Raw genomic sequence first — 12,235 nt, 5'->3', positions numbered from 1 at the left:
GGGGCAGTTCAAGCACGGGCGGAAAACGCGAGCGACGAGGCCGAGGTCATGGCGACTGATCGTGCCATTGCGCGGGACGCCGAGATGTTGTCGGCGCAATTGCAGGCAATGCGCGACCGGCTGTTTTCGCCGACATCGAAGAAGGTCCTGCGCAAGTTTTCGAGCGGCGAAGCCGCACGTCTGATCGGTGTCACCGACGGCTATCTGCGCCAGCTCTCCATCGCAGGCGAAGGGCCGCAGCCCGAAACCGGGGCAGGGGGGCGACGCTACTACGCACTCGACGACATCAACGGGCTGCGCCGGCATCTGGCCGAGCAGAACCCCACCAAGGCGCGCCATTATCTGCCGCGCCGCGACACCGGGCGTGGCGAACACCTTCAGGTCATCGCCGTCACCAACTTCAAGGGCGGTTCGGGCAAGACCACGACCAGCACGCACCTTGCCCAGCACCTTGCACTGGCCGGTTACCGGGTGCTGGCGATCGATCTCGATCCGCAGGCTTCGATGTCGGCACTGCTGGGCTACCAGCCGGAACTCGATCTCGACGGCAACGACACGCTCTATGGCGCGATCCGCTACGACGAGGAGCGCCGGCCGCTGACCGACATCATCCGCCGCACCTATTTCGACGGGCTCGACTTCGTGCCCGGCAATCTTGAGCTTCAGGAGTTCGAGCATACGACGCCGCAGATGCTGGCGGCGCGGCAGGCCGGCGACAACAAGGCGATGTTCTTCGCACGTGTCCAGGAAGCGCTGCAGACCGTTGCCGACAATTACGACGTCGTCGTCATGGACTGCCCGCCGCAGCTCGGCTTCCTGACCCTGTCGGCGCTGTGCGCGGCGACCTCGGTGCTGGTGACCATTCACCCGCAGATGCTCGACGTTGCCTCGATGAGCCAGTTCCTGTTCATGACTGCCGACCTTCTGTCGGTGGTGCGGGAGGCCGGCGGCGAGCTGAATTTCGATTTCATGCGCTACCTGATCACGCGCTACGAGCCAAATGACGGACCGCAGACCCAGATCGTCGGTTTCCTGCGCTCGCTGTTCGGCGATCGGGTGCTGACCGCGCCGCTGGTCAAGTCGACCGCCTTTTCGGATGCGGGCCTGACCAAGCAGACGCTTTACGAAGTGTCACGTGAGAGCTTCAGCCGCGCCACCTATGACCGCGCCATGGAGTCGTTGACAGCTGTCAACGACGAGATCGAGAGCCTGATGCTCAAGGCATGGAACCGGGCGGCGTGAGGGAGGCTGGCATGGCATTGAACCGCAAGGACCAGCTCAAGGCGCTGTTCGGTACGGTCGAACCGGCGCCTGTGGCCGCAACTCCGACTGAGAAGGCGCCTGAGACGAAAACGGCTGAGCCGGATACCACGCGCCAGCGCAGCGCCTCTGGAGCCGTCAAGGCCATGGGCCTGTCGCTCGGTGGCCTGTCCAAGGAGATCGAGGAGGCGCGCAGGCTCAAGGAAAGCCTCGATGCCGCCGAACGTGTAAGCCAGGTCGACGCGTCATTGATCGAGGCGTCGTTCGTCGCCGACCGGCTCGACCATGGCGCGCAGGATCCGGATTTCGACGCGCTGGTCAGCAGCATCGAGACGTCTGGGCAGCAGGTTCCGGTGTTGCTCAGGCCGCATCCCGACAAACCGGGGCGCTACCAGACCGCCTACGGCCATCGCCGCGTGCGCGCTGCCGGGAAGCTCGGCGTTCCCGTCCTGGCCATCGTCCGGCCGCTCTCCGACGTCGAGCTGGTGCTCGCCCAGGGTAAGGAAAACAGCGAGCGGCGCGACCTCTCCTTCATCGAGCGGGCGCTGTTCGCCCACGAGCTGATCGCCAGAGGCTTCGAGCGCGCCGTCGTTCAGGACGCGCTGTCGCTGCACAAGGCCGAGATGACGCGCTTCCTGCAGGTGGCAGACGCGGTGCCTGAACAGGTCGTACGTGCGATCGGCGCGGCCCCCAAGATCGGCCGTCCGCGCTGGATGGCACTGGCCGAGCTGCTGAAGAGCGAGGCGGCTCGCGTCAAGGCCGACGACGAGGTCACCAGCCAGCGCTTCCTTGCTGCAACGAGCGACGAACGCTTCAACATGTTGTTCATGCGCCTGCAGCGCAAGACGCAGCCAATCGCCGGCGCCGCGCGCGAAATCCGCGATGGCAAGGGCAGGGCGGTTGCAAGTCTGACTGTTTCCAAGGGCAAAGCCAGAATCGATTTTCTGGAAAAGGCAGCGGATGGGTTCGCAGACTTCCTCGATGAGGAGTTGCCCAAGCTGTTGGAGAGGTTCGAACAGGAGCATGGCCGCTCGGCCGGGCAAGACTAGGTTTGTCCACAACCAGCGGCACGAGCGTTTGCCTCAGCGCAGCGCCACCCGTGGGTGATGGAGCGTAAAGCGTAGGTTCCAACGCGTAGAGGATCTGAAACAGAAGGATAATCGGCAAGAAAAAGGCCCCCGAAACGTCGCCATTCCGGAAGCCCTCATCAATGTAGCAATTGTGAGAGAATCATTTCCGGACCGACTTGTCAACCACTGGACGCGTTCCGGAATGCCTTCGGCTTGCCTCGACTGAGGTAAAACAAGGATGACTGAGCATATCTCGACGACGCCCTTTGGGCGGCGGTCGTTGTCGCTTGCCATGGTGGCAGGTCAGATGGCGGCCGACAGCTGCGCGCCTGGCGCCAGCTCAAACAAATGGCAGGTGTTCCGTGCCGTCTGCGAGGCCAAGCAATTGCTTGGCGCCAGCGATCGCGCCCTTGCCGTTCTCAACGCGCTGCTGAGCTTCCATCCCGACACGGATCTCGTGGAAGGGGAGGGGCTGGTGGTGTTCCCGTCCAATGCCCAGCTGGCGCTGAGGGCGCATGGTATGGCGCCGGCGACGCTCAGGCGGCATCTGTCGGTGCTGGTCGACTGCGGCCTGGTGGTGCGCCGCGACAGCCCCAATGGCAAGCGTTATGCCCGCAAGGGCTTTGACGGTGCGATCGAGCAGGCCTTTGGCTTCGACCTGACGCCGCTACTGGCACGTGCGGCAGAATTCGAGCGCATGGCAGAGGCAGTGAGGGCTGAGCGGCGGGCGCTTCTGCTCGTCCGCGAGCGCATCACCATCCTGCGTCGTGACATCGCCAAGATGATCGCATTCGGCCTCGAGGAGGGCATTGCCGCCGATTGGCAGCGCCTGCACCTCAGCTATCGCGACATAGTGGCGGCTATTCCGCGCACGGCGAGCCGGCTTGAGCTCGAGCCGATCGCAGCGGCGCTTGCAATGCTTGCCCAGGAGGTACGCAAGGCGCTGGAAACGCACATAAAAACTGAAGAAACAAGCGCCAATGAGTCTCATTCCGAGCGCCACATACAGAATTCAAATACACATCCTCATGAACTTGAACCCGGCCTCGAAAAAGGCCAAGGGACGGCCGCTGCGGTGAAACCGGAAACCAGGAGCCAGCCGCCAACGGGTTATCCGCTTGGCATGGTGCTGCGTGCCTGCCCTGACATTGCCGATTACGCACGAAACGGCATTTCGGGCTGGGCGGATCTGGTGGAAACGGCAAATCTGGTGCGCGGCGCCCTCGGCGTCAGCCCGGATGCGTGGAACCAGGCCTGCGAGGCGATGGGGGCGGTGGATGCCGCGATCATGGTGGCGGCGATGCTGCAGAAGGGCGAGGCCATTTCCAGCCCCGGCGGCTATCTGCGCAGCCTGACGGCGAAGGCACAGGCCGGAGAATTCTCGATCGGGCCGGTGCTGATGGCGCTGCTGCGCGGCAGGGGAGGGGCACAGGCCAAAGCGGGATAGATCAGTGCAGCTTTGCGAGCTCAGCTGCGACCACGGTCAACGGCATCGCCTCGACGTCGTGGGGCAGCGGATAGGTCTCCGTGCCGGGGTAGATGAGGATGCGGCGGTCTGGCCTGATGTCTTCGGCTGCTAAATGGAAACCTTTCTCGACCTTCGGTGACAGGCTGCGTTTGATTTCGATCGCCCACACGGCTGCGCCTGGCAAGGTGAGAAGGACGTCGATTTCGGCGCCGGCCGATGTGCGGTAGAAATTTATGTCAGTGCCTTCGGGAACTGCTGCCGACAGGGTCTCGATGACGAAACCTTCCCAACTGCCGCCGGCGACAGGATGACCCAGAAGCTGTTCCTGTGTGCCGAGACCCAGCAGTGCATGAGTGAGGCCGCTGTCGCGGACGTAGATCTTGGGCGATTTGACCAAACGTTTGGAAACATTGGAGTACCAGGGCTCGAGGCGGCGGACGAGCAGCAGATCGACAAGAAGGTCGAGATATGAAGCGACCGTCTTGCCATCGATGCCCAGTGCCCGGGCAAATTCCGCGGCATTGAGCAAGCCAGATTGGTGGTGGGCGAGCATTGTCCAGAAGCGGCGCACGGTTTCAGCCGGAATGCGAGGCCCGAGCATAGGTATGTCGCGCTCCAGATAGGAGCGGATGAAATCCTGTCGCCAGCGCAGGCTGGCTCGGTCATTAGGCGCAAGGAAGCTTTCAGGAAACCCCCCACGCACCCAAAGAGAGGAAAGGTCCCGTGGGGCAACCTCCAGGCCATCGAACGGGTGCATTTCTAGATAGGCAATGCGGCCGGCAAGCGTCTCGCTCAATTGCTTCATCAGATCGATGGAGGCCGATCCGAGCAACAGGAAACGTCCGGTCCGCAAGCCAGCACGGCGACCGCGGTCGATTAGGCCGCGCAGGTTCTGAAACAGCCCTGGGAGCCGGTGGACTTCGTCGAGGATGACGAGCTTGTCTTCATGTCTTGTGAGATAGAGTTCGGGCTCGATCAGCTTGGCGCGGTCGGCAACAGATTCGAGGTCCAGATAAATTGAAGGCCTCGTCTTGCCGATTTCCAGCGCAAGCGTGGTCTTGCCGACCTGGCGGGGTCCCAGCAGCGCAACGGCCGATGACGTGTCGAGCATTTCGAGGACTTCAGGGGTAATTCTGCGGACAATCATCCTTGTATTTATGGAGCATGGATCCATAAATGCAAGGTAAATCTCGCTAATAGCAGGGTGATGGAGTGCTGCAGAGGGAGCTCACAGCGGCTACTTGCGGGGTGGAGCTGAACTGCAGCGCAATAGGGGAGGGGATCGCTGATGCCTATGGTCATAACTGATATGGACGCTCGCGCCGCTTAAGCGGGCGAGGAGGGCCGTTCCCTCAATTAGAGTCCGCTTGCCTTGGTGAGGTTGACGCGGAAGCGGTCGCGGCGGCGCTGGTATTTGCGGGTCATTTCGGCACTGGCATGGCCGAGCTGCTTCTGCACGTAACGCTCCTCGACTTCGGCCGATGAGGCAAGGCCAGCGCGCAGCGAATGGCCGGCAAAAAGCCTGGTCCGTTCCGCCTCGGTCAGGTCGCCGCGCACGCCGGCGGCGAGGGCCGTGCGTTTGACCAGGCGGGCGACTTCCTGGTCGTTGAGCCGCTCAGTGCCGACCCTTTTGCCCTGGCCGGTGATACGGCGAAACAATGGGCCATGGCCAATGCGGGCAAGGTTCAGCCATGTCTCCAAAGCCACGACAGGGCAGGTGATGTCGGCCGAACCGCGGCCAATTTCGACCTCGCGCCAGCCAGTCTTGCCGCGCAAGGTGACCAGGATGCCCTTGCCGGGAAAGATTTCGATCCAGCCGCGGCCGTCCTCGGTCTGGTCGCTGCTGCAGTCGAGGCCGACGATCTCCGAGCGGCGCAGCGCCCCGGTGAAACCGAGCAGCAGCATCGCGCGATCTCTAAGGCCGCGCAGGGTCCCCCTGTCGAGCGTCTCCAGCATCGCGATCAGATCTTCGGGCAGGATCGCTTCCTTCTGCCGCGGAGGGCGGGCATGGGCATTGCGGATGCCGGCCATGACGGTAGCGATGGCACGGTGTTTCCGGTCGAGCTTTTCGCCCCCGCGCTGGGCATAGTTCCAGGCGAGCGAGGAGAGACGTCTTTCGATGGTCGAGACGGATTTTTTGTCGCCGGTGCCGCTGCCTGAAGTGGCGCCGGAAGCGAGCGCGGTGATGTAGAGCCCAACGGTCTCGGGATCCGGCGGCATGGTGGCAAAACCCTGGCGCCGGGCCCAGTCGGAAAAATGCTTCCAGTCGGCGGCATAGGCGCGGCGGGTGTTGGCGGAACTGGCCGCCTCGACATAACCACGTGCCCGTTCGGCCAGATCGCCGAGCTGCCCTGGAAGGCCGCCTGCGGGCATAACTTCGGCAGGCAGGGCAGGGGAGGGGTTTCCGTCACTCGTAACGATGACAGCTTCCGGCTCGCTCACCGCTTCTGCCTGCCGGCCCATTGCCATCACGACATCGACGATGTCGGGCAAATCGTCGAGGGAAACCGCGTCAGCGGGGCCGTTTCCGTCCAAAACAGCGTTTTCCGACGTGCGCTCTCGTCGAGGAGAGTGCAGTTTGCTACGGTTTTCCGGATTTTGCTCGACATGAGAGGCCATTTCGGCAGTAGGCCATTAAATGAACGATAATGCAAGATTATCGTTCATTTGATGTGGTCGACAGGCTGTGCGCTTTAAATGCAAGAAATCGAAGGTAACCGCACAGCGGAGATACGCTATGCCCTTCGCTTTGGGGACACAATTTCTGGCCGCTGCTTGTTAGGGGTGCTACGGTTGAACCCGATCTGCCGATCTGCTTCAACCGTGATCCTAGTTCGCGCAGGGGACGTGAGATGGTAGGTTCTGACCGCATCGACGACCTGATCGCAGCGGTGCCTCGCGCCTTGGCGCTTCGCGCCGGTTTGGACCTTGGCATCTTCACCCAGCTCGGGGACAGCGCGTTGACGGCTGACAACCTCGGAGCCCTGTTCAACATCGACCCCGATCGTCTGTCGCGGCTCCTCTACGCGCTCGCCAGCATCGGTCTACTCGAAGTCGAGGATGGTCGATTTCGCAATGGAGCCGAAGCGTCGGCTTTTCTTGACGCAGCCAAGAAGACCTATCGTGGCGGTGATCATGCGCTCTTGCGCGAGCTCTGGGGAGCCGACCTGCTGACTGCAGAGTCGCTGCGACAGAGCCGGCCGGCCGCACTGCACGACTTTTCGCAAGCGGGGCCTGAGGCCGCCGCGGCATTCAGCCGAAAGCTGGCGCCAGGCGCCGTGATTTTCGGCCGATACCTGGCCCAGGAGATTGACCTCTCCGCGATCGGATCGGTGATCGACATTGGCGGAGGCCCCGGGACCATCCTCGTTGGGCTTCGCGAGCGATGGCCGCAGATCGCGGCGACACTGATGGAGCTTCCAACGGTTGCAGCGGCCGCGCCAGAAATCCTGTCGGAGTATGGTGTCGATGACGTGGTTGTCGAAGAGGGGGACATCACCGTTGCGCCATCAATCGGTCGGCACGATCTGGCGATCCTGAAAGCCGTCGTTCAGGTCCTTCCGCCTGATCAGGCACGCCGTTCGATCCTGAACGCGGCGCGTTGCCTCACGCCAGGAGGCGAGATCGCGATTGCCGGCTGGGGTGTCGTCGACGACGACCGCCTCGGCCCGCCTGAAGGTGTCTTTCTGAACCTCACCTTCTTGAACCTTTATCGCCACGGTGAAGCGTACACCGAAGGCCAGTATCGCGCGTGGATGACCGAGGCTGGATTCGGGGATATATCCAGGTCGCGCCTGGCGGACGGCTGCACGTTGTTTCGTGCTCGCCTTGCGGGCTGATCCGTCGGCTTTCACGATTGATCGGCCTGCTTTCGACCTTGGATGGCCTCAGCGCGGACTGACAGCCGCCGGCGCCGAACGTGACGTTGGAACGCGGCGTGCAAGCATCTGCCCGGGCCGCCCTCGTCGTCTTACCTGCCCTCGGAAACGTCAGGTCAAATTGCGGCCTTATGCCAGGTCGATCAGCGCTTCAGCGGTCTTTGCGCATGTGGCCAGGTGCGTTGCAAATCCACCATTCAGCGTGGCGCGAATTGAAAGCACCCTGTCAGTTCCGCACGAGGTGAGCAGGCCCATTTCCTTGCCGCGCATGTCGTCGAGCGCGATGCCGATCATGCGATGGTCGATCTCTCCGGGGATGGCCTGACCGTTCGCATCGATAAACCGTCCGCAGACGACTGCCTGTGCACCTTTTGCAAGATAGGCGTCGAGCTGCTCGAGGTTCACGACTTCGCTACGAACGACATGGCTGTCAGGACCGCATGAGCCGGCAGCAAACAGCGTCTTGTTGCAGGTTCTGATGGCCTCCAGCTGACCGGCAATAAGCGGATCTTCCTTCAACAGACGCGCAAGTTCGGGATTCTGGACAATGAGCGGCGCATGAAGGTTGATGCATCTTGCGCCCAGCTTTTGCGCAAGGTTTGCCGAACAGGTCTCTGCCGCAAAACCCAGGGGTGTCGCGCGCGATCCGACCAGCTGGATGATGTCGAGATCGGGAATTGTCGTCGACATCGCCGCTTCGGAAACATTGAAGACGGTTTCGCCCCATGACACGCCGAGGCGGTCTCCCGGCTGCAGCAAAGCCGGCAACCAATCGGCTGTTGCCTGGGCAAGTCTGTCGAGCGTAGCGACGGGATCATCCTCGGCCGTCGGAACAACCAAAGCGTCCTTCAGGCCGAACTTTCGTTTCAACTGCTCTGACAATTCGCGTTCAAGAAACACAGATGATCGAAGCGACACGTGCACGTATTCACGGGCCCTGGCTTCTGCGAGATAATTGACGACCGTGCTGCGCGAGATGCCCATCCGTTTGGCGATCTGCGCCTGGTTCATCTCGTCATGGTAATAGCACCAGGCAGCCTCGATGATCTGCTGTTCAATCCGCCCGCGAATGCTTCCAGTGTTACGGTGGCTATAATGCATGTTGCTGATTGGCCCTGCGACGAAAAGCGATCATTAGTACGATAAGGGCAAGCACATAAGGTGTGGCCTCGGTGAATTGTTGCGGCAACCCCAGACCCTGCATGCGGAAGCCGAACGCGTCGACGACACCGAACGCCACGGCCGCGGGCAGTACCCGGGGCAGCCTGGCTGAGCACATCATCATGATCACCAGTGCAATCCAGCCGCGGCCGGCGCTCATGCCCTCGGTGAAGAGCGTGACATTGGAAATCGAAAGCTGGGCTCCGCCCAGGGCGCAGAGCACGCCGCAGATGGCGAGCACGCCGGTCTTGGTACGCTTGGGTGATGCGCCGACGGTCACAAGTGCTGCTGCGTTTTGCCCTGCTGCACGCACCCGGAGCCCGAACGAATGGTTGTTGAGCAGATAATGGACGACAAACACGAGGATGACGGCAAGCCAGACGAGGATGGATTGGCCCGTCAGGAGGGCCCCCAGAACGGGAATATCGGCGACAGGGCCCAATTCGATTCGTGGCAGTTCGGCAATCCGTGGATCATCGAACTGGCCCGATACGCCGAACACGGCGCGCAGCAACAGGGCCGTCAGCCCAACAGCCAGCACGTTGAGGCCGATGCTGACGATGATGTCGTCGCCGTCGCGCCAAACTGCGAAATAGGCGAAAACCAGGCCTGACGCGGCCCCTGCCGCCATTGCAACGGCCAGCCCGCCAAAGGATGATCCCGAATAGTAGCTGCCCAGCACGGCTGCAAATGCGCCGATCAGCATCATGCCTTCCAGGGCGATGTTGAAGACGCGGGCGCGTTCGCACAACACACTGCCGATGGCCGCCAGAAGAACCGGCGTGAAGAAACGAGGAATGGACTCAATGAAAGCGCCGTCGAAAAACATAGTGCTGCTAGTGCTCCCTGCCTTTTGCGCCTGACATCAACTGGCCGGCATACCCCGCCAGGAACAGCATGATCACCGCTTGAACCACCTGACCGGCTTCACGTGGGATGTCTGCCGCGCGCTCCATTCCGATTGCGCCGGTTGCGAGAACGGCAAAGACGAAGGCGGCCATTGGAACAAGGCTCGGAATGACCGCTGCAAGCAGAACGGCGGCGATGCCGGTCCAGGCATAAAGCGGTACGGTCAGCATTCCGTCGACATATCGTTGGGTCATGCCGAAGACGACCACGAACCCCACCATGCCGGCCAGCGCGCCGCTGAGCATCAGCGTGCGGTAGAAGAGTCGCCGGGTGGGGTAGCCGGAAGCTTGCGCGAAGGCGAAGCTGAAACCCTGCATGCGGGTACGGTAGCCGAAGACGGAGCTTCGCTCGAACAGGATGACCAGCAACGCGGTCACCCCGATCAGGATGAAGCCATAGTCCAGAAGTGTCCCGGTAAAGCGCGGCAGGCGCGCTTCTGCAAGGATCGGGTAGCTCTGCGTCGTTCCGCTGGCCACGTCGCGAAACGGATGCGACACGCAGTAGGACGCGATAAAGGAGGCTGGGTAGTTCAACAGCAGCGTGCCGATCAGCAACGGCACCTTGAAGGCACGGTCCAGAAAACCTGCCAGCATCGCCCAGAGCGCGGCGACAGTCATCGCGGCCAGGAGTGCTGCAATCGCCACGACAAGCGGCGGGCCTGGAAGGTAGACGCCGACCAAGGCAGCAACCAGCCCGCCCAGGACCATTTGCCCCTCCGCACCGATATTCACCAGGCCCGCGCGGAACGACACCAGGACCGACATCGCAAGTCCCAGCAGGATCGCAAAGCGGCCAAGCGTCGTAAAGAAGTTGAAGTGGTTCCGCCCGCCGAACGCGCCGGAGAAGAAGCCCGAAACGGTATCGTGGGTTTGCGGTAGCGCAAAGAGGATGAGGGTCGCGGCCACAAGGGCAAGTGGAAGCAGGAACATGTTGGTGCTTTTGGACATATGTCTCATCCTGATTGTCCCGACATCGCTGCGCCGACCGCAAATGAATCGAGTTCTTCACGGTCGAACACCCTGGTCAGATTGCCGTCGAACATCACGCCTACGCGGTCACTGAGTGCAAAAAGCTCTTCCAGGTCGCTGCTGATGAGCAGGATCGCGCAGCCTGTTGCCGCGAGCTTGAGGATTTGCCGATGGATCGCCTCGATGGCGCCGACATCCACGCCCCAGCATGGGTTCTCGACGACGAGGAAACGCGGACTGGCCGAAAGTTCCCGCGCCACGACGACCTTCTGCTGGTTTCCGCCCGAAAGACTGCCGACCGCCTGCCTGATCGACGGCGTGCGAATGTCGAAGCGATCCAAGAGATGACGCGCAAATTTGCCGATCGCGTTGCGGCGCAGAAAACCGGCTATCGAAAACTCCGGCTTGTGCTCTTGTCCCGAGATGAGGTTCTCGGCAACCGTCCCGCGTCGGGCAAGCGCGACTGACATGCGGTCTTCGGCGATATAGCCGATCCCGGCGCGCCGCCGCTCCGAGATATCGTACCGGGCGACATCGGTTCCGTCGAATACGAACTGTCCACCGGCATTGGGGCGCAGGCCGACGAGCGCATCGGCAAGTTCTTTCTGGCCGTTGCCGGACACGCCGGCGATGCCGAACACCTCGCCCGCGCGTATGTCGAATGTCACTCTGTCGAGGGCGGGCTTGTCCCCCAGGCTCCGGACCGTCAGATCACGCACCTTGACGATGGTGTCATCGCGAATGGACGGCTCCTTCGCAACGGATTCGATCTTGCGCCCGACCATCAGTTCCGCCAGTTCGGCCTGCGAGGTTTGGGTGGTCGTTCGCTCCGCGACAAGCTTACCGCGCCGCATCACCAGCACCCTGTCGGCATTCTCCATGACCTCGCCCAGTTTGTGGGTGACGACCACCACCGATGCGCCCTGGACGCAAAGGCGCTTGAGCATCGCATAGAGGGCAAGAGCCTGTTGCGGCGTCAAAACGGCGGTCGGCTCGTCGAGGATGAACACCGACGCGCCGCGGTAAAGCATCTTGATGATTTCAAGCTGCTGGCGCCCGACAACGGGGAGCTTTTCAACGGTCTCGTCGAGATCGAGAGCAAAACCGAACTCGTTCAGGATCTTCGACACCGCATCGCGGTGCTGGGCAAAGGGAACCATGCCGAACAGGTCGGCCTTTTCCTGCCCGACAACGATGTTCTCCAGAACAGTCAGCTCCGGATAAAGCTGGAAATGCTGATGAACCATGCCAAAGCGCGCGGCGATCGCATCGCTTGCCGATGAAAACTTGCGGGCCTGGCCATCAACTTCGATAGATCCGCTGTCGGGCTGCACCAGCCCGAACAGGACGTTCATCGCGGTGGTCTTGCCTGCGCCGTTTTCGCCGATCAGCGCCAGCAACTCGCCCTTGCGGATGTTCAGGGAAACCCCATCCAGCGCCTTGAGGGAGCCGAAGGATTTGGAAACATCCCTCAACCCGCAAACGCTGGAACGGTGAACGGTTTCAGTTGTCATGGCGCTG

10 protein-coding genes are annotated in these 12,235 nt (G+C 62.0%); 4 read left to right on the top strand and 6 right to left on the bottom strand.

The genetic code is table 11. The annotated features are described in order from the left end of the window. Window positions 1–48 precede the first annotated feature (48 nt). The 3 genes from repA to repC all read left to right on the top strand — a co-directional run bounded on the left by repA (window position 49) and on the right by repC (window position 3,777). Window positions 49–1,242 (top strand): plasmid partitioning protein RepA, encoded by a 1,194-nt coding sequence (repA, locus tag SLT36_RS29215; protein WP_432289171.1) that lies wholly within the window; start codon window positions 49–51, stop codon window positions 1,240–1,242. Between the two features lie 11 nt (window positions 1,243–1,253). Then, complete coding sequence (repB, locus tag SLT36_RS29210) at window positions 1,254–2,309, top strand: plasmid partitioning protein RepB (RefSeq protein WP_432289169.1); 1,056 nt, start codon at window positions 1,254–1,256, stop codon at window positions 2,307–2,309. 259 nt (window positions 2,310–2,568) lie between these two features. After that, entirely contained in the window at window positions 2,569–3,777 is a 1,209-nt protein-coding gene (gene repC, locus SLT36_RS29205; RefSeq protein WP_432289168.1) for a plasmid replication protein RepC, read from the top strand. A 1-nt stretch (window position 3,778) separates the two neighbouring features. Here the strand turns inward: repC and SLT36_RS29200 are convergent, their stop codons facing one another. Then, the gene (locus tag SLT36_RS29200) at window positions 3,779–4,945 is read right to left on the bottom strand and encodes an ATP-binding protein (protein WP_432289166.1); all 1,167 of its coding nucleotides are present in this window, start codon (window positions 4,943–4,945) and stop codon (window positions 3,779–3,781) included. A 209-nt stretch (window positions 4,946–5,154) separates the two neighbouring features. Then, entirely contained in the window at window positions 5,155–6,267 is a 1,113-nt protein-coding gene (locus SLT36_RS29195) for a site-specific integrase (RefSeq protein WP_432289210.1), read from the bottom strand. A gap of 383 nt (window positions 6,268–6,650) precedes the next feature. Between SLT36_RS29195 and SLT36_RS29190 the strand changes: the two genes are divergently transcribed. Further along, complete coding sequence (locus SLT36_RS29190) at window positions 6,651–7,637, top strand: methyltransferase (protein ID WP_432289164.1); 987 nt, start codon at window positions 6,651–6,653, stop codon at window positions 7,635–7,637. A gap of 168 nt (window positions 7,638–7,805) precedes the next feature. Here the strand turns inward: SLT36_RS29190 and SLT36_RS29185 are convergent, their stop codons facing one another. Genes SLT36_RS29185 through SLT36_RS29170 form a run of 4 tightly spaced genes read right to left on the bottom strand, consistent with a single transcriptional unit; the run spans window position 7,806 to window position 12,228 of the window. After that, entirely contained in the window at window positions 7,806–8,777 is a 972-nt protein-coding gene (locus SLT36_RS29185; RefSeq protein WP_432289162.1) for a sugar-binding transcriptional regulator, read from the bottom strand. Beyond that, complete coding sequence (locus tag SLT36_RS29180) at window positions 8,767–9,666, bottom strand: ABC transporter permease (protein ID WP_432289161.1); 900 nt, start codon at window positions 9,664–9,666, stop codon at window positions 8,767–8,769. The genes SLT36_RS29185 and SLT36_RS29180 overlap by 11 nt, the downstream gene beginning before the upstream one ends. A gap of 7 nt (window positions 9,667–9,673) precedes the next feature. Beyond that, the gene (locus tag SLT36_RS29175; RefSeq protein WP_432289159.1) at window positions 9,674–10,693 is read right to left on the bottom strand and encodes an ABC transporter permease; all 1,020 of its coding nucleotides are present in this window, start codon (window positions 10,691–10,693) and stop codon (window positions 9,674–9,676) included. A 5-nt stretch (window positions 10,694–10,698) separates the two neighbouring features. Then, window positions 10,699–12,228 (bottom strand): ABC transporter ATP-binding protein, encoded by a 1,530-nt coding sequence (locus SLT36_RS29170; RefSeq protein WP_432289157.1) that lies wholly within the window; start codon window positions 12,226–12,228, stop codon window positions 10,699–10,701. Window positions 12,229–12,235: the final 7 nt, after the last annotated feature.

Origin of the sequence: Aminobacter sp. BA135 (genome assembly GCF_050859125.1) — a bacterium.
In the GTDB taxonomy this organism is placed as follows: domain Bacteria; phylum Pseudomonadota; class Alphaproteobacteria; order Rhizobiales; family Rhizobiaceae; genus Aminobacter; species Aminobacter ciceronei.
Note: the sequence above shows the minus strand (reverse complement) of the source record. Positions and strands in the feature narration are given on the sequence as shown.

Bases quoted from the DNA above. Each gene is read 5' to 3' on its own strand.
- repA (WP_432289171.1), top strand. From the start codon at position 49: ATGGCGACTGATCGTGCCATTGCGCGGGACGCCGAGATGTTGTCGGCG.
- repB (WP_432289169.1), top strand. From the start codon at position 1,254: ATGGCATTGAACCGCAAGGACCAGCTCAAGGCGCTGTTCGGTACGGTC.
- repC (WP_432289168.1), top strand. From the start codon at position 2,569: ATGACTGAGCATATCTCGACGACGCCCTTTGGGCGGCGGTCGTTGTCG.
- SLT36_RS29200 (WP_432289166.1), bottom strand. From the start codon at position 4,945: ATGATTGTCCGCAGAATTACCCCTGAAGTCCTCGAAATGCTCGACACG.
- SLT36_RS29195 (WP_432289210.1), bottom strand. From the start codon at position 6,267: ATGGCAATGGGCCGGCAGGCAGAAGCGGTGAGCGAGCCGGAAGCTGTC.
- SLT36_RS29190 (WP_432289164.1), top strand. From the start codon at position 6,651: ATGGTAGGTTCTGACCGCATCGACGACCTGATCGCAGCGGTGCCTCGC.
- SLT36_RS29185 (WP_432289162.1), bottom strand. From the start codon at position 8,777: ATGCATTATAGCCACCGTAACACTGGAAGCATTCGCGGGCGGATTGAA.
- SLT36_RS29180 (WP_432289161.1), bottom strand. From the start codon at position 9,666: ATGTTTTTCGACGGCGCTTTCATTGAGTCCATTCCTCGTTTCTTCACG.
- SLT36_RS29175 (WP_432289159.1), bottom strand. From the start codon at position 10,693: ATGTCCAAAAGCACCAACATGTTCCTGCTTCCACTTGCCCTTGTGGCC.
- SLT36_RS29170 (WP_432289157.1), bottom strand. From the start codon at position 12,228: ATGACAACTGAAACCGTTCACCGTTCCAGCGTTTGCGGGTTGAGGGAT.